At 72.8% G+C, this 17,309-nt stretch carries 11 protein-coding genes; 9 read left to right on the forward strand and 2 right to left on the reverse strand.

Going from position 1 to position 17,309, the window contains the following annotated elements; genetic code table 11:
• The 7 genes from C3488_RS19430 to C3488_RS19460 all read left to right on the forward strand — a co-directional run.
• Nucleotides 1-2,363 (forward strand): FtsK/SpoIIIE domain-containing protein (locus tag C3488_RS19430; protein ID WP_258053509.1); only part of this gene is annotated, 2,363 nt, incomplete at its 5' end.
• 187 nt (nucleotides 2,364-2,550) lie between these two features.
• Nucleotides 2,551-3,942, forward strand: a complete 1,392-nt coding sequence (locus C3488_RS19435; RefSeq protein WP_103841090.1) for an ABC transporter substrate-binding protein — start codon at nucleotides 2,551-2,553, stop codon at nucleotides 3,940-3,942.
• A gap of 7 nt (nucleotides 3,943-3,949) precedes the next feature.
• Nucleotides 3,950-5,293, forward strand: coding sequence for a carbohydrate ABC transporter permease (locus C3488_RS19440; RefSeq protein WP_103841092.1), 1,344 nt, complete (start codon nucleotides 3,950-3,952; stop codon nucleotides 5,291-5,293).
• Nucleotides 5,290-6,198, forward strand: coding sequence for a carbohydrate ABC transporter permease (locus C3488_RS19445; RefSeq protein ID WP_103841094.1), 909 nt, complete (start codon nucleotides 5,290-5,292; stop codon nucleotides 6,196-6,198). The genes C3488_RS19440 and C3488_RS19445 overlap by 4 nt, the downstream gene beginning before the upstream one ends.
• A gap of 167 nt (nucleotides 6,199-6,365) precedes the next feature.
• Nucleotides 6,366-8,621 (forward strand): bifunctional glycosyltransferase family 2 protein/CDP-glycerol:glycerophosphate glycerophosphotransferase, encoded by a 2,256-nt coding sequence (locus C3488_RS19450; protein WP_103841096.1) that lies wholly within the window; start codon nucleotides 6,366-6,368, stop codon nucleotides 8,619-8,621.
• A gap of 193 nt (nucleotides 8,622-8,814) precedes the next feature.
• On the forward strand, nucleotides 8,815-11,007 hold the full coding sequence (locus C3488_RS19455) for a CDP-glycerol:glycerophosphate glycerophosphotransferase (RefSeq protein WP_103841098.1): 2,193 nt from the start codon (nucleotides 8,815-8,817) through the stop codon (nucleotides 11,005-11,007).
• A gap of 5 nt (nucleotides 11,008-11,012) precedes the next feature.
• A complete protein-coding gene (locus C3488_RS19460; RefSeq protein ID WP_103841100.1) occupies nucleotides 11,013-13,220 on the forward strand; it encodes a bifunctional glycosyltransferase/CDP-glycerol:glycerophosphate glycerophosphotransferase in 2,208 nt (735 codons plus the stop codon).
• Nucleotides 13,221-13,278: 58 nt separating this feature from the next.
• On the opposite strand, the gene C3488_RS19465 is transcribed toward C3488_RS19460, so the two are convergent.
• Complete coding sequence (locus C3488_RS19465; RefSeq protein WP_103841101.1) at nucleotides 13,279-13,692, reverse strand: organic hydroperoxide resistance protein; 414 nt, start codon at nucleotides 13,690-13,692, stop codon at nucleotides 13,279-13,281.
• 130 nt (nucleotides 13,693-13,822) lie between these two features.
• Here C3488_RS19465 and C3488_RS19470 point away from each other — a divergent pair, with 130 nt between their 5' ends.
• Complete coding sequence (locus C3488_RS19470) at nucleotides 13,823-14,323, forward strand: MarR family winged helix-turn-helix transcriptional regulator (protein ID WP_103841103.1); 501 nt, start codon at nucleotides 13,823-13,825, stop codon at nucleotides 14,321-14,323.
• Between the two features lie 5 nt (nucleotides 14,324-14,328).
• On the opposite strand, the gene C3488_RS19475 is transcribed toward C3488_RS19470, so the two are convergent.
• Nucleotides 14,329-15,840, reverse strand: a complete 1,512-nt coding sequence (locus C3488_RS19475; protein WP_258053510.1) for a glycosyltransferase family 39 protein — start codon at nucleotides 15,838-15,840, stop codon at nucleotides 14,329-14,331.
• A 244-nt stretch (nucleotides 15,841-16,084) separates the two neighbouring features.
• On the opposite strand from C3488_RS19475, the gene C3488_RS19480 reads away from it, so the two are divergent.
• Nucleotides 16,085-17,278 (forward strand): glycosyltransferase family 87 protein, encoded by a 1,194-nt coding sequence (locus tag C3488_RS19480; protein WP_258053514.1) that lies wholly within the window; start codon nucleotides 16,085-16,087, stop codon nucleotides 17,276-17,278.
• Nucleotides 17,279-17,309 lie beyond the last annotated feature (31 nt).

The raw sequence follows: 17,309 nt of genomic DNA on the forward strand, positions 1-17,309 counted from the left end.
AGGAGCACGACTCCGCCGAGCCGCCCCCTCCGGCGCACGTCGTACCGCGGCAGGGCGCGCCGGACGACGGCACACGCAAGGGCACCCCACTGCGCGGCACGGACGTTCCGCCCGGGCTGCGCCGGCGCGGCGGGCTCACGGCATGGGCACGCCGGCTGACCGGAGGCCGCGGCGAGCAGGGCGGCACCGCACGGGACGGGTCCGAGGAGCGCGGGGACGCCTCCGGGCCGCCCGTGGCCCGGGCGCCCGAGAAGTGGCCGGACCCGGCGGCGCTGCTGCTCACCGCGCTCGGCCCGGGTCCGCGGCTGTGGGAGCGCGGCCCGGGGCACCCGGAGGCGCTCACCGTGCGGCTGGGCACGGCTGACCGGGCGGCGCCGGACGGTGCGGGACTGCTGCCGGCGGTGCCGGTGACCGCGGGGTTGCGCGAGGTGGGCGCGCTGGGGCTCGCGGGGCCGCGCGCCCGGCTGGCCGGGCTGGCGCGCGCGGTGGTGGCACAGCTGGCGGCGCTGCACTCCCCCGACCTCCTGGAGCTGGTCCTGATCAGCGCCGACCGCGCGCGCCCGCTGCAGGAGCGCACCACCGACTGGTCCTGGCTCGGCTGGCTCCCCCATCTCCGTCCGGCCCACGGCCAGGACTGCCGCCTGCTGCTGGCCTACGACCGCGAACAGGCGACGGCCCGCACCCAGGAGCTGCTGCGCCGCCTGGAGGACCAGCTGGCGGACCAGGACGGCCCGCTGTCCGTCCCGCCGGAGGCCCCTTCGCCACGGGGGGCGACCCACCGCCCCTCCTGGGCGCGGGACGACGCCCACGCGGGGCCGTACGCCGTGGTGGTCGTCGACGGTGACCCCGGCGGCGCCGATGTGCGGGCGGCCGTGGCGCGGCTGGCCCGGGAAGGGGCGCCGGCCGGGATCCATGTCGTCTGTCTGGCCGAGGCGCCGGCCGCCTCGCCCGCGTCGCCGGTGGCGGACACGTACGAGGCGGCGTGTGCCGCGTCGCCGGTCTTCCGGGAGTGCGGGGCCGTCGCGCTGCTGAGCGGTGACGTGGCCACAGCACTGCGGCTGCTGCGGGTCGCTCCGGGGCAGGGCGCGGACGCCGCGCGGGCACCCGTGGGGCACGGCACGGTCGCCGCCGTGGACGCGGTGTCGGCGGCGTGGGCGGAGCGGTTCGCGCGGGCGCTCGCCCCGCTGCGGACGGACGGCGGCGGTGAGCGGCACGCACGCGTGTCGGCCCCGTTGCCCCCGGCGGCGCGGCTGCTGGACGAGTTGGGGCTGGCCCGGGCCACCCCGGCGTCGCTGATGGCGCGTTGGGCGGACGCGGCGGACGACACCGCGTCACCCGGCGGGCGCGCCTGGGCGGTGCTCGGCGCCGGTCCACGCGGTCCGGTCAGCGTGGACCTCGCCTCCGAGGGACCGCATCTGCTGGTCGAGGGGCCACCGGGCAGCGGTCGTACGGAACTGCTGCGCGCCCTCGCCGCCTCGCTCGCGTCGGCGGAGCGCCCGGACCGGCTGAGCATCGCACTTGTCGATGGCCGCGACTGCGCGGCGCACGGCAGCGCGGGCGGGGACGGCCTGCGGGTCTGCACGGACCTGCCGCATGTCACGACCTATCTGGCGGCCAACGACCCCGTGCGCATGCGGGAGTTCGCGCAGTCGCTGAGCGCCGAGCTGAAGCGGCGGGCGGAACTGCTCGGGCGGCTCGGTTTCGCCGAGTGGCACACGCGGCAGGAGGTGTCGAGGCGGATCGGGCCGCAGCGGTCGGGAGCCACGGAGTCGGGGGACCTCGAGAGTCCGCCGAGTGTCACGCTGCGGCTGCGTCCGGCGGCGGCACGGCAGCGGGCGGAGGCGGGTCCGCCGTTGCCGCGACTGGTGGTGCTGGTCGACGACCTGGACGCGCTGCTGTCCCCTGCGCTCGGCTCGCCGGGCCGCCCGGCGGCCGGGTCGGTCGTACGGGCGCTGGAGGCGGTGGCACGGGACGGGGAACGGCTGGGTGTGCACCTGGTCGCAGCGTCGGGGCCCGGTGGGCGGACGGCTCAGTGGGAGCCGGCCCGGGCGGCCTCGCTGCGCATCGGCCTGGAGGCGGTGACCGCGGGCGCGGACGAACCGGGGCCGGGTCGTGGGCGGTTGACGCGGGCGGACGGCAGGGCGACGCCGTTCCAAGGCGGGCGGATCACGGGGCGGATTCCCCGGACGGCGACCGTGCGGCCGACGGTCGTACCGCTGGAGTGGCACCGCATGGGCGACCCGCCGGCACGGCGTCCGGTGCGGGAACTGGGGAACGGGCCGACGGACCTGGCGCTGCTGGCGAGCGCGCTGGAGCGGGCGGCGCGCTCGGTGTCGGCGGTGGAGGTGCCTTCGCTTTTGTGACGCCGTCTCGTCCGGCCCCGCCGACTGCCGAGCAGCACCGACACCGCACCTGACCGTACGTCACGACGCGATCACAATCGGCCAGTCGACAGCGCAGGCGCTCTTGCCGCCCCGAACCTCCCCGCGTAGACCAGAGCGCACGGACAGCAGCTCGAACGTTCGACGAGGGACGGAGAACGGGGCAGTGATGCGCAGCACGAGCAGCACCATCCGGACACTCAGGGCAGCCAGGACCGCGGCGGCGGTCATCGCGGGAGCACTTGCGCTCACGCTCACCGCGTGCGGCGGAAGCGACGGCGACAAGAGCAGCAGCGACAAGAGCAGCGGAAGCACACCGACCGGTGGCGCGAGCGTCACCCTCCCGAAGCTGGACGGGCAGCACCTGGAGGTCGCCGCCGTCTGGACCGGCGGCGAGCAGAAGAACTTCAAGACGGTGCTCGCCGAGTTCGAGAAGCGCACCGGCGCCAAGGTCACCTTCGTGCCCGCCCAGGATCCGATCATCAACTTCCTCGGTTCGAAGATCGCCGGTGGCCAGCCGCCGGACGTCGCGCTGCTCCCCCAGCCCGGCGCCATCAAGCAGGCCGTCGACAGGAAGTGGGCCAAGCCGCTCGGCGCCGAGGCGCAGGCGGAGCTCGCCAAGAACTACTCGCAGGGCTGGCAGGACATCGGCAAGGTCGACGGCAAGCAGTACGGCGTGTACTACAAGGCCGCCAACAAGTCCCTGATCTGGTACAACGCGAAGGTCTTCGAGGGGGCGAACGGCAAGGAGCCGAAGACCTGGCGGGAGCTGCTGACGGCGGCGCAGAACATCTACGACTCCGGTGTCACCCCGTTCTCCATCGGCGGCGCGGACGGCTGGACCCTCACCGACTGGTTCGAGAACGTCTACCTCTCGCAGGCGGGCCCGGAGAAGTACGACCAGCTCGCCCAGCACAAGATCAAATGGACGGACCCGTCGGTCAAGCAGGCCCTGATCACGCTCGCCCAGATCTGGGGCAAGAAGGACTACATCGCGGGCGGTCCGAAAGGCGCCCTCCAGACCGAGTTCCCCACCTCGGTCACCCAGACCTTCACCGGCGGCGACCAGCCGAAGGCCGGCATGGTCTTCGAGGGCGACTTCGCACAGGTCAACATCGGCGAGACCAAGGCGAAGATCGGCACCGACGCGAAGGTGTTCCCGTTCCCGGCCGTGGGCGCCCAGGCGCCCGTGGTCACCGGCGGTGACGCGGCCGTCATCCTCAAGGACTCCAAGGCGGCCCAGGCGCTGGTCACCTTCCTGGCCTCGCCGGACGCGGCGACCATCCAGGCGAGGCTCGGCGGCTACCTCTCGCCGAACAAGAACGTCCCGGACTCCGCGTACCCGAACGAGGTGCAGCAGAAGATGGCCAAGGCGCTGCTCGCGGCCGGTGACAGCTTCCGCTTCGACATGTCGGACCAGGCCCCGCAGGCGTTCGGCGGCACGCCCGGCAAGGGCGAGTGGAAGGACCTCCAGGACTTCCTGAAGAACCCGACGGACATCGCGGGGACGCAGGCGAAGCTGGAGAAGGACGCGGCGGCGGCGTACGGGAGCGGGAGCTGATCCGGCGATGACGTCGGCCACGGCGGCAGGGGCCCCGTCGGCCCCTGCCGCGCCCAAGAGTCGCAAGAGCGTGACCGGCACCCGCAGGACCGTGGCAGCGCTGTTCCTGCTGCCCGCGCTGGTGCTGCTCGGCGCGCTCGTGGTCTACCCGATCGGGTACTCGGTGATCCGCAGCTTCCTGGACCGCTCCGGTGACTCCTTCGCGGGATTCGACAACTACCGAGCCCTGTTCACGGACGACGGCATCCGCACCGCGCTGAAGAACAACATCATCTGGGTGGTCTTCGCGCCGACGGTGTCGACCGCGCTGGGGCTCGTCTTCGCCGTGCTCACCGAACGGGTGCGCTGGGGTACGGCGTTCAAGCTGGTCGTCTTCATGCCGATGGCGATCTCGATGCTCGCGGCCGGGATCATCTTCCGCCTGGTCTACGACCAGGACCCGGACAAGGGCGTCGCGAACGCGGTGTGGGTGGGCGTCCACGACACGTTCGCCCCGTCGTCGGCGTTCCCGAAGGCGCACCCCGGCCGCGAGTCGCCCCTGAAGCCGGACCAGGGCGGCTTCATCACGAGAACGACCGTGCACACGGGCGAGTCGATCGCACTGCCACTGGTCGGTGTCGCGCCCGACCAGATGCCGAAGAGCGCGAAGCGGGCGGTGCGGGCGGAGGCCGAGCCGGGGAGGATCACCGGCACGGCCTGGCAGGACTTCACACGCGGCAAGGGCGTCGGGAAGCTCGGCGCAGTGGACTCCTCCGAGCAGGGCTACGCGGGCATGCGGATCGAGGCGGTGAAGAACGGCGAGGTCGTCGCCTCCACCAAGGCGGCCGGCGACGGCACGTTCACGCTCCCCGCGGCGGCGGACGGAGCACGACTGCGCCTCCCGGCGAGCAACTTCAGGGAGCCGTACAACGGTGTCGACTGGCTCGGCCCGGCGCTCGTCACCCCGGCGGTCATCGGGGCGTACGTGTGGATGTGGGCCGGTTTCGCGATGGTGCTGATCGCGGCGGGGCTCGCGGGCGTGCCGCGGGAGCTGCTGGAGGCGGCGCGTGTGGACGGCGCGAACGAGTGGCAGGTGTTCCGCCGGGTCACCGTGCCGCTGCTGGCGCCCGTGCTGGCGGTGGTCACCGTCACGCTGATGATCAACGTGCTGAAGATCTTCGACCTGGTCTTCATCATTCCGCCGGGCTCCTCGCAGGACGACGCCGACGTCCTGGCCCTGGAGCTGTACCGCAAGGGCTTCTCGGAGGACCAGCCGGGCGTCGCGAGCGCGATCGCGGTGTTCCTGCTGCTGCTGGTCATCCCGGTGATGCTGTTCAACATCCGCAGGCTGAGGCGGGAGGTACGGCGATGACCACACAGGTCGGACCCCTGACCAAGGCGGCCCCGGTCACCGTCGTCAAGGCCGGGCGGTCCCTCGGGGCGCGGATGGCGGAGGGCGTCGGCGGGGGACTGCTGCGCGTCTTCCTCGTCCTCGTCGGGCTGTTCTGGCTGGTGCCGACGATCGGTCTGCTGCTCGCCTCGCTGCGCCGGCCACAGGACATGAACGCCTCCGGCTGGTGGAACGTCTTCAGCAAGCCCTCGCAGCTGACGTTCGACAGCTACCAGAAGCTGCTGGAGAACAGCGACATCACCAACTCCCTGCTCAACACGGTTCTGATCACCGTCCCGGCGACGATTCTGGTCGTCGTCATCGGCTCCCTCGCGGGCTACGCCTTCGCCTGGATGGAGTTCCCGGGCCGCGACTGGTGGTTCCTGGGCGTGGTCGGCCTGCTGGTGGTGCCCGTACAGGTGGCGCTGATCCCGATCGCCGAACTGTTCGGGAAGATCGGCCTGTTCGGCACGGTGCTCGGCGTGGTCCTCTTCCACACCGGCTTCGGCCTGCCCTTCGCGGTGTTCCTGCTGCGGAACTTCTTCGCGGAGATCCCCCGGGAGCTGCTCGAGGCGGCCCGTCTGGACGGCGCGGGCGAGCTGCGGCTGTTCGCCCGGGTCGTGATGCCGCTCGGCGGCCCGGCGATCGCGAGCCTCGGCATCTTCCAGTTCCTGTGGGTGTGGAACGACATGCTGGTCGCGCTGGTGTTCACCAAGTCGGGCACGCAACCGATCACGGTCGCGCTGCAGACCCAGGTCCGCCAGTTCGGCAACAACATCGACGTGCTGGCACCCGGCGCGTTCATCTCGATGGTGATCCCGCTGGCCGTGTTCTTCGCCTTCCAGCGGCAGTTCGTCTCCGGCGTCATGGCGGGCGCCGTGAAGTAGCGCGATCCGTAGGGCGGTTCGTGGGGTGGACCGGCAGCACGGTCCACCCTTCGCCGTTCACCGGGGGTTTCCCGCGACGGTCCCCCACATGCCGCACGGCGCGTAACCAAACCACTCCATCGGACGTTTTCGGGCAGGTTGTCCGCGCCGATCCATATGGATGCCCTTTGCCCAGGTTCAGTGTCATCGTCCCCGCGTACAAGGTTCAGGCATACCTGGAGGAATGCCTCACATCCGTGCTGGAGCAGTCGTTCAGCGACGTGGAGGTGATCGCCGTCGACGACAGCTCGCCCGACGCCTGCGGGGCGATCATCGACGAGTTCGCCGCCCGTGACACCCGTATCCGCCCCCTGCACCTGCCCCGCAACGTGGGCCCCGGTCCCGCCCGCAACGCGGGTCTGAAGGAGGCACGGGGCGACTACCTGCTCTTCCTGGACGGCGACGACACCCTGACCCCGCACGCGCTGAGGGACATCGCCGACCGGCTGAAGGAGACCTCCGACCCTGACGTCCTGGTCTTCGACCACGCCCGCGCGTACTGGACCGGGAAGACCGTCCGCAACCAGCTCGCCGGCCTGCTCACCGAACAGGGCCCGGCCCCCTTCCGCCTGGCCGACCGCCCCGGCGTGCTGTCGCTGCCGACGGTGGCCTGGAACAAGGCGTACCGCCGGGAGTTCGTCGAGCGGGAGGGCTTCACCTTCCCGCCCGGCTCCTACGAGGACACGCCGTGGACGTACCCGGTGCTGCTGACCGCCGAGACGATCGCCACCCTCGACCGGGTCTGCGTCCACTGGCGCCGGCGCCGCCGGGGCGGCACCCTCGGCACCACCAGCCGCGGGCACTTCGACGTCTTCGACCAGTACGACCGGGTCTTCGCGCACCTGGACGCACACCCGGAGCTGGCCCGCTGGCGGCCGGTGCTGTTCCACCGCATGGCCGACCACCTGGCCACGATCCTCGCCCGGCGCGGCCGGCTGCCGGGCACCTGCCGCGCCGAGTTCCTGCGCCTGGCCCGCGCCCACTACCGCCGCCACCGCGTCCCCGGCGCCCCGTTCCGGCTGCGCCACCTGCTGATCCGCTTCGGCAGCCACCGCACCCACCACCTGCTGTCCCTGGCCTCCCGCCTGGCGCGCGCGGCCCGGCGCACGGTCGCCAGGTCGAGCCGCCGCCTGACCGCCGCCGCCCTCCTGGCGCACTACCGCATCCAGCTCCGCCTGCCCCTGCGCGCCGACCGGGCCGTCTTCACCCGGGACGCGGGCGGCCCCTACGGCTGCAACCCGGCCGCCCTGGAGTCGGCTTTCCGTAATCTGGTCCCGCAGATCCGCACCGCCTGGATCGCCCGCCCCGAGCACCACCACACCGTCCCGGTGGCCACCCGCCGGCTGCGGCCCGGCTCGGCCGCGTACTGGACGGCGCTGGCCCGTTCCAAGTACCTGGTCCACAACGCCGACTTCGACCCCCGCATGGTCAAGCGCCCCGGCCAGGTCCTCGTCCAGACCCGGCAGGGCACCCCCCTGAAGCGCATGGGCCTGGACCTCCAGGACCGTCCGGCCGCCGCCCGCGACACGGACTTCGCCCGGATGCTGCGCACCGCCGACACCTGGGACTACGTCGTCTCCGGCAACCGCCACTCCACCCTCGTCTGGGAGCGCGTGTTCCCGTCCGGCTTCACCACGCTGGAGTACGGGCAGCCACGCAACGACGTCTTCGCCCGTGCCACCTCCGCGGACGTGGCACGGCTGCGGCAGACGTTCGGCATCCCCGAGGGCTCGGTGGCGATCCTGTACGCGCCGACGTACCGCGACTACCGCCGCGGCCACCGCCCCGGTCTCGACCTGGAGCACCTGCTGCGCCGGCTGGGGCCGCGGTTCGTGCTGCTGACCCGCGCGCACCCGGCCTGCGGCGGGCCGCTGGCGCGGACGGTGGAGGGGCGGGTCATCGACGTCACCGGTCATCCGAGCGTGGAGTCGGTGTGCCTGGCCTCGGACGCCCTGATCACCGACTTCTCCGCGCTGATGTTCGACTACGCCAATCTGGACCGGCCGATCATCGTGTACGCGGACGACTGGGAGGCGTACGAGGCGGCCCGCGGCACCTACTTCGACGTCCGCGCCTTCCCGCCTGGCCCGGTCGCCCACGACGAGGACGACCTGATCGACATCTTCGCGACGGGCCACTGGTGCGGCTCACGCTCCGAGCAGCGGCGGGCCGCGTTCCGCAAGCGGTTCTGTCCGTACGACGACGGACGCGCCGCCGAGCGGATCGTGCGCCGGGTGGTGCTCGGGGAGAACGCCTGGCAGCCGGCGGTCGTACCGATGACACACCGCCACCCGGTCCCGTCCGCCGCCGCGGGGCGGCCGGCCCCGCCGCTCGCCTCGGTCCGGGTGCCGGGCCAGGGCCTGCCGGTCACGGAACGCCTCTGATCCCCTGACCTCGGAGTCCCCGTGCCGCGCAGGCCCACCCCCAGCATCCCCCGAGTTCTCGGCTTCCCACCCACGCACAGGGGGACCGCCATCGTCACCTGGCGCCCCGCCGGACGGCCGGGGCGCTGACGCCGCCGTACACCTGACGCACCGGCCCCGCCGCAGGAAACCGGAGCCCGAGAGAAAGAGCAGAATGCCCCGCTTCAGCATCATCGTCCCCGCCTCCGGTGCCGCAGGCCGTCTGCCGCAGGCGCTGGACTCGGTCCTCGCCCAGTCCTTCGGCGACTTCGAGCTGATCCCGGTCTGCGACGCGCCCGACTCACCCGCGGGGGCGGTCGCCGCCGCGTACGCCGCGCGGCACAGCAGGGTGGCCCCGCTCACCTCGCCGTCCTCCGGCGGCCCGGGTGTGGCCCGCACGGCCGGGGCGGGGGCGGCGACGGGGACGTATCTGCTGTTCCTGGACGGCGACGACGTCCTGGTGCCCGGCGCGCTGGCGGCGATCGACGCGCGTCTGAGGACGACCGGCGACGTGGACGTCCTCTACTTCGCCCACGAGCGGGCGCACTGGTGGGACCCCGAGACCTCCACACCGCCGCTCGGCCGGGCACCGGACGGGGCGTTCGCCCCCGGGCAGGCGCCGGAGCTGACCGGGGTGGCCGTGCCCGCTTGGAGTGCCGCCTACCGGCGGGAGTTCGTCGCCGGGCACCGGCTCGCCTTTCCCGCCGGCCACTTCACCGACATCGGCTGGGGCGGGCTGGTCACCCTCGCCGCCGAGCGCCTGGCGGTGCTGCGCACGGTCTGCGTCCGGCATCTGGTGCGCCGGCAGGGCAGCCGGCCGCACCTCCCTGACAAGCACCGGTTCGACCTGCTGGACCAGGTGGAGCGGGTGCTCGTACGGGCCGCCGAACTCGGTCTGCCCGCCGACCGGGCACGACCGCTGTTCGAGCAGCTGTTCTCCGTGGTGCTGCGGACGGCCGCGCATCCGGAGCTGCTGCCCGCGCACCGGCGGCGGGCGTTCTTCCGGCGGGCGGGCCGCCTCCACCGACGCCACCGCCCGGCCGGGTTCCGGCCGCCCGCGGGCAGTCTCGGCGTGCAGCACCGGCTGCTCGCGTCCGGCGCCTACGGCGCGTTCCGGGCACTTCGGGCCGCCCACCAGAGCGTGGCGAAGGCCAGCAGGAAGGCTTCGCTGCCGCCCCGGCCGCGCACCCGCGCCCGCTACGCCCTCCAGCTGCGCCGCCCGCTCGATCCGAACCTCGCCGTGTACTGCGCCTACTGGGGCCGCGGCTACGCCTGCAACCCGGCCGCGATCCACGCCAAGGCACACCAACTTGCCCCGCACATCCGTTCGGTCTTCCTGGTCGAGCCGGAGGCGGTGGGCAGCGTGCCGAAGGACGTCGAGTACGCGGTGATCGGCAGCCGCGCCTACTGGGACGTGCTGGCCCGCGCCAAGTACCTGATCAACAACGCGAACTTCGCCGACGGTGTGGTCAAGCGCCCAGGCAGCGTGCACCTGCAGACCCAGCACGGCACCCCGCTGAAGAAGATGGGCGTCGACCAGTCGCCGTACCCGGTGGTCGCGGCGTCGACCGGCAGCTTCGCCAAGCTGCTCGCGCGCATGGACCGCTGGGACTACAACCTCTCCTCCAACCGGCACTCCACCGAGATGTGGGAGCGCGCGTTCCCGGGCCCGTACGAGACGCTGGAGTACGGCTATCCGCGCAACGACGTCTACTACACGGCGACCGCCGCCGACGTGGCCCGCGTCCGCCGCGAACTCGGCGTCCCGGAGGGGAAGACGGCCGTCCTCTACGCGCCGACGCACCGCGACCACAGCACCGGCTTCGAGGCGGGGCTCGACCTCGAGGCGTTCTGCGACGCGATCGGCGACGAGTTCGTGGTGCTGCTGCGCGCCCACTACTTCTACGACCGGGGCGCCGCCCCGGCCGCCGGCCGCGTCATCGACGTCACCCGGCACCGCTCCTCGGAGGACGTCTGCCTCGCCGCCGACGCGCTGGTCACCGACTACTCGTCGATCATGTTCGACTACGCCAACCTGGACCGCCCGATCGTCGTGTACGCCGACGACTGGGACGTCTACCGGGAGATCAGGGGCGTCTACTTCGACCTGATGCAGGCGCCACCGGGCCGGGTGGTGCGCACCCCGGAGGAGCTGGCGGCCGTCTTCCGCGACGGCTCGTTCGCGGACGCGGAGGCCAGGGCCGTGCGGGCCGCCTTCCGGCGGCGTTTCTGCCAGTTCGACGACGGGCGCGCCGCCGAACGCGTCGTGCGCCGGGTGCTGCTGGGCGAGCCGCCGGCGTCGATCCCGCCCGTGATCCCGCTCGCCGAGCGCATCCCGGCCCCGGCCCCTGCCCTGGTGAGGAGCTGACCGCCGTGCCCCGCTTCAGCGTCATCGTGCCCGTCTTCAAGGTGCAGGGCTTCCTGCGCGAGTGCCTGGACTCGGTCCTCGCGCAGTCGTACACCGACTTCGAGGTGATCGCCGTCGACGACCGCTCCCCCGACGGCTGCGGGGCGATCCTCGACGAGTATGCCGCACGCGATCCGCGCGTGCGGGTGCTGCACCTGCCGGAGAACGTCGGCCTCGGCCGGGCCCGCAACGCCGGGCTGCCGTACGCCGGCGGTGACTTCCTGCTCTTCCTCGACAGCGACGACACGCTCACCCCCGGCGCGCTGCGCGCGATCGCCGACCGGTTGGAGGAGACCCGGGACCCGGACGTGCTGGTCTTCGACTACGCCCGCGCCTACTGGTGGGGCGGCACCCGCCGCAACGTCCTGGCCCGGATCCTCGCCGAGAGCGGCGAGGGCACCTTCACCGCGGCCGAGCGGCCCGAGATCCTGGAACTGCTGATGGTGGTGTGGAACAAGGCGTACCGCCGGGACTACGTCACCGAGCACGGCTTCGCCTTCCCGCCGGGCTACTACGAGGACACGCCCTGGACGTTCCCCGCCCTGCTCAGCGCGCGGCGGATCGCGACCCTCGACCGGATCTGCGTCAGCTACCGGCAGCGCCGCCAGGGCAACATCCTGTCCACCACCAGCCGCAAGCACTTCGACGTCCACGACCAGTACGAGCGGGTCCTGGCGTACGTCGACGCCCGTCCGGAGCTGGCCCCCTGGCGGCCGTACCTGCACCGCAAGATGGGCGAGCACTGTCTGGACATCCTCGCCAAGCCGGACCGGCTGCCCGCCTGCGACAAGGGCGAGTTCTTCCGCCGGACCGCCGACCTCTTCCGCACCCACGGCACGGGGGAACCGGTCCCCGCCGAGCTGCGCGTGCTGGAGGGGAGTTACGCCGGCTACCTGCTACGGCAGCGGGCCGCCGCCGTGGGCGAAGCGCTCGGGCGACGCCGCCGGCAGGCCCGCACGGTGACCGCCCGGCGGGTCAAGCGCGGCTGGTCCTGGGCGCACGAGCGGCGGCCGCTGGATCCGGACCTGGCCGTCTACTCGGCGTTCTCGCACCGCGGCGTCCTCGGCGACCCGGCCGCGATCCACCGCGCGGCACGCGACCTCGCCCCGCACATCCGCGGCGTGTGGGTGGTGCGCGCGGACCAGGCGGAGCACCTGCCGCCGGACATCGAGTACGTCCTGCCGGGCTCCCTCGGCTATCTGCGGGTCACCGCACGGGCCACGTACTTCGTCAACAACGTCAACTGGCCCGGCGCCCTGGCCAAACGCCCGGGAAGCGTCCACATCCAGACCCACCGGGGCACCCCGCTGAAGTACATGGGAGCCGACCTGCGGGACAAGCCGGGCGCCCGGCTGGGCCTCGACGTGCCGCAGATGCTGCGGCGCGCCGACCGCTGGGACTACAGCCTGGTCGCCAACCGCCACTCCGAACTGGTGTGGGACCGCGCCTACCCCTGCGACTTCATCTCGGTGCGCAGCGGCAGTCCCCGCAACGACGTCCTCGTGGACGCCAAGCCCGGCGACGGCGCCGGGTTCCGGTTCCGGCACGGCATCCCCGAGGACCACACGGTGGTGCTGTACGCGCCGACCCGCCGCGACTACGTCCGCGGCGGCCACGTCGACCGCCTCGACCTGGCCCGGTTCGCCGAGGACCTGGGCGAGGGCCACACCCTCGTCGTACGGCTGCACCCCTCGCTGGCGGACGGGCCGGCGCGCGGGACGGGCGTGACCGAGCTGCACCGGCGGGGCGTGCTGGTCGACGCCACCGACGAGCCGCACGTCGAGGAGGTGATGCTCGCCTCGGACGCCCTGGTCACCGACTACTCGGCCCTGATGTTCGACTACGCCAACCTGGACCGCCCGATCGTCGTGCACGCCGACGACTGGGGTGCGTTCCGGGCGAGCCGGGGCGCCTACTTCGACGTCACGGAGGACGCGCCGGGGCACGTCTCGCGCTCGTACCGGGAGCTGGCGTGGCTGTTCGCCTCCGGGTGCTGGCGGGACGAGGACTCCGCGCGGCTGCGCGCGGTGTTCCGGGCGCGGTTCTGCGCGTTCGACGACGGGCGCGCGGCCGAGCGCGTGGTGCGCACGCTGATGCTGGGCGAGCCGGACGTCCAGCCGTCGGTGCCGGCACCGGCGGCGGGCGACGGCAAAACGCTGACGACGTCGCCGTGAACGCCCGCGGCCTCGTACGCCGGGGAGAGTGCGTACGAGGCCGTGAGCCGGGCCGGTGTTACTCGATGACGAGCTCGACGGGGATGTTGCCGCGGGTGGCGTTGGAGTAGGGGCAGACCTGGTGGGCCTGCTCGACCAGCTTGCGGCCGGTCTCCTGGTCCACGGTGTCCGGCAGCTCGACGCGCAGGGTGACCGCGAGCGCGAAGCCCTCGCCCTGCTTGCCGATGCCGACCTCGGCGGTCACGGCGGCGTCGCTGACGTCCACCTTGGCCGCCCGGCCGACGAGACCGAGCGCGCTGCCGAAGCAGGCCGCGTAACCGGCGGCGAACAGCTGCTCGGGGTTGGTGCCCTCGCCGTTGCCGCCCAGCTCCACCGGCGGGGCCAGCTTGAGGTCGATCCTGCCGTCGGAGGAGACGGCGCGGCCCTCACGGCCGTGGGTGGCGGTGGCGACAGCGGTGTAGAGCGCGTCCATGGAAAACCATCCCTCTCGAAGTCACAGGGCGGCCGGTCCCTTGCCGACCCGGGGCCGCCTTACGCAGACAAGTAGAGCACACAATTCAGTTGTGCACAACTAAATGGCGGGCAGGAGCTACTCTGTCTGCATGACGACCACCCGGACCCCCCGTACGGAGGCGACCTCAGCGGCCGAGGAGTACCTGCGCCTCGACCGCCAGATCTGCTTCTCGCTGCACGCCGCGTCGCGCGCCTTCAACGGCGTCTACCGCGTCGTCCTGAAGGACCTCGGGCTCACGTACCCGCAGTACCTGGTGATGCTGGTGCTCTGGGAGCACGGGGAACTGCCGGTGAAGAAGCTCGGCGAGCATCTGCGACTGGACTCCGGGACGCTCTCCCCGCTGCTCAAGCGGCTGGAGGCGGCGGGCCTGGTGCGGCGGGAGCGCAGCCCGCGGGACGAGCGGTCCGTGCACATCCACCTCACGGACGAGGGCACGGCGCTCAGGGAACGCGCGCTGTTGGTGCCGCGCCGGATCGCCGCGGCGACGGGCTTCGACCTGACGGAGATCACCGAACTCCGCGAGCGCCTCGACCAGCTGACCCGCACCCTCGACGCGGCGGCACTGGACGAGACCCCTGGCTGCGCCTAGTCAGGTCAGTTCGACGACGGCACCTGGCGGCGTACGTAGAGTCGAAGTGTGAGGTGGGGGCGCGCGTACTCCTCGAGGGTGACGAAGTCGCGCTTCACGACCGCGAGTTTGGCGCGGTCCGTCGCGTTCCAGGGGTTCCACGAGGGGTCCAGCGCGTACCGCTCGGTGACCACCCAGACGTACCTGAGCCCCTCGAGCCGCCGCCGCAGTTCCCCGGGCCCGACCTCCCGCCCGTACAGCGTCCCGCTCTCGGCGGCCGACACGCCGAGCGCCACGTCCCGGACACCCCGGAACCCGGCCGGATAGGCGAGCGCCGACCGTCGCTCCAGCGAGGGCAGGAACAGCACGGGGTCCCCGGACCGCACCCGCCGTGCCACCGCCGCGGACACGGCCCCGAGATCATCCGGCCGGTGCGCGGCGCGCCGGTCGGCCCGGAGCAGGGGCAACTGCACGAGGAACACGGAACAGACGGCCAGGACACCGAGCAGGGCAACACCGTTGCCGTACAGCCGACGGTCGATGTGCGCCCACCCACCGAGCCGCAGCCGCCGCACCAGCCCGGCGACCCGCTCCGCCCCTGCCGCCGCCAGCAACGGCACCCCGGCCAGCGAGTACAGCACGTACCGGTCGTAGTACAACGGCCGGAACTGCGACACCGCCATCAGCACCGCCGGCGGAATCACCAGCAGCGGCCCCGCGACCCCGGCCAGGGAAACCCCCCGCCGCCACGGCGCCAGAGCCCCCAGCACCGCCAGCCCCAGGCACGGCACGAGCACCCAGGGCGACGGCCCGAAGAACTGCTCCACGAGCCCCTGCACGCTCCGCACGTCGGGCGCCGTCAGCCACCCCACCTGCTCCGCCTGCCCCCCGGACACCAGCACCAGCGGCGACAGCACCACCACGGCGGCCCCGGCCGCACTCCCCCACCGAAGCCACACCCGGCCAGGCACCCGTGCCGCCGCCAACGTGCAGGCGTGCGCCGGCAGCATCAGCGCCGCGAACTCGTGCAGTACACATGTGACGGCGACGACCACCCCGTACGGCCACCACCTCCCACCCTCCACGGCCCGCACGAGCAGCAGCGTCGCACCCGCCACCCCGGCCGCGACCAGCGCGTAGGAACGCCCTTCCTGCGCGTAGTGCCCGGCCATCGGCGTGACCGCGTAGAGCAGCCCCGCCCACAGCCCCACGCGCGGCCGTCCGAGCCGCACTCCCAGCGCCGCGACCAGACCCGCCGCCACGGCCGCCCCGCACACCGAGGGCAGCCGCAGCAGGACCTCGCCGGGGCGGAGGGCCAGGACCGGGTGCATCAGCAGGTAGTACAGGCCGTGCACCGCGTCCACGCTCCGCAGCAGATGCCAGATCTGCGGCACGGAGCGGCGCGCCACCTGGAACGTGGCCGCCTCGTCACGCCACATGCCGTCACGGTCCAGCCCCCACAGCCCGAGCGTGAACATGACCGCAACGGGCACCAGGACAGCGATGTGCTCCCCGCGCCTCATCGATGACCGGCTCATGCCCGCATTCAACATGCGCGGGTTTCGTACGATTAAATAACTTTTGCCCTGAGTTGACGCTGTATCCACCACACGGGCCACACAGACGGCCTACCATCCGGCCTTGATGAGTGCCTTGAAGACTGCCCTGGACCGCCCGGCGACCAGACCGGCACCCTTTTCCCCGCCGCTCTTCTGGAAGAGGGTGCGCCGGACGCATCGGTTGCTTCTGCTCGCCGTGGGCTGGCTCACCACCCGTGCCCTGATGCTCTGGCTGCTCGCCCACGACCAGTACGCGCTGCTCGGCCGGGGCGGGGTCGCGAAGGAGGTCTGGAACCTCTACTTCCACTGGTACGGCATCCTCCGGCACGGCGCCTTCCCCTCCGGCGACCACCTGTGGCAGTACCCCCCGGGCGCCGGCGCGGTGCTCCTGTCGCCCGCACTGCTGCCGGGGCTGACGTACTTTCAGGCGTTCGTGGTCATCACCCTGTTCACGGACGCCCTGATCACGCTCGTCCTCGCGTACGCGGGCACCCGCCGGGGCCGCTCGCTGCGGGGCGCGGCGCTGTGGATCGCCGGTCTGCCGCTGCTGTGGCACATCCCACTCGTCCGGTACGACATCCAGGTCACCGCCTTCGCCGTCGTCTCACTGCTCATGGTGGGGCGCTCCGCCCGCCTGAGCGGCGGGTTCGCGGCCCTCGGCGCCCTGGTGAAGGTGTGGCCGGCGCTGGCGCTCCTCGGCACGCCGCGAGGCCGCGGCACCCGCCAGGCGTGGACGACGGCGGCCGTCACCGTGGTGACGCTGCTCGCCGTGGTCGCGGTCCTGTTCCGCAACCCGTTCGACTTCCTGCGCCAGCAGGGCGGCCGGGGCGTGCAGATCGAGTCGCTGGGCGGCACGGTGCTGATGCTGGCGCGCCGGGCCGGCTGGTCGGGCACCACCCGCTACCAGTACGGCGCCGTGGAGTTCGTCGGCCCGCACGTGCGCACGGTCGCCGACTGCTCGCTCGCGCTGACCGCGGTCGCCTTCGCGCTGCTGCTGCTGTGGCGGCTGCGCGCCCGCCGCTGGACGCCGGCGACCCCGTACGACGCGGCGCTGACGGCCGTGCTGCTGTTCACCGTGACGAGCCGGGTGATCAGCCCCCAGTACATGATCTGGCTGGTCGGGCTCTGTGCCGTCTGCCTGACCACACGGCACACCACTCAGCGCCCGGTGGCCCGGCTCATCCTGGCGGCGACCGCGATCAGCGCCGTGGTGTACCCCGCCTGCTACGGGGAGGTGATCAACTCCACCTGGGCGGGCTGTCTGCTCATGCTGGCCCGCAACGGACTGCTGACCACCGCGGCCGTCATGTCGTTCGTCCGCCTGTGGCGCTCCGGGCGCGCGGTGCCGCAGCGAGAGAGTTCAGATGCCCTCGCAGGGAAGGACCGGGTTCCCGCCTTCTCCCCCACAGCCGGTTAAGGGCCGCTTAACAGATCATTGCCGGCTGCCC

The sequence above is a fragment of the Streptomyces sp. Ru72 genome (genome assembly GCF_002920635.1).
In the GTDB taxonomy this organism is placed as follows: Bacteria; Actinomycetota; Actinomycetes; order Streptomycetales; family Streptomycetaceae; genus Streptomyces.

Coding starts and splice junctions, on each gene's coding strand:
- C3488_RS19470 (WP_103841103.1), top strand. CDS start 13,823: ATGACGACCACCCGGACCCCCCGTACGGAGGCGACCTCAGCGGCCGAG.
- C3488_RS19465 (WP_103841101.1), bottom strand. CDS start 13,692: ATGGACGCGCTCTACACCGCTGTCGCCACCGCCACCCACGGCCGTGAG.
- C3488_RS19455 (WP_103841098.1), top strand. CDS start 8,815: ATGCCCCGCTTCAGCATCATCGTCCCCGCCTCCGGTGCCGCAGGCCGT.
- C3488_RS19480 (WP_258053514.1), top strand. CDS start 16,085: ATGCTCTGGCTGCTCGCCCACGACCAGTACGCGCTGCTCGGCCGGGGC.
- C3488_RS19445 (WP_103841094.1), top strand. CDS start 5,290: ATGACCACACAGGTCGGACCCCTGACCAAGGCGGCCCCGGTCACCGTC.
- C3488_RS19440 (WP_103841092.1), top strand. CDS start 3,950: ATGACGTCGGCCACGGCGGCAGGGGCCCCGTCGGCCCCTGCCGCGCCC.
- C3488_RS19435 (WP_103841090.1), top strand. CDS start 2,551: ATGCGCAGCACGAGCAGCACCATCCGGACACTCAGGGCAGCCAGGACC.
- C3488_RS19475 (WP_258053510.1), bottom strand. CDS start 15,840: ATGAGCCGGTCATCGATGAGGCGCGGGGAGCACATCGCTGTCCTGGTG.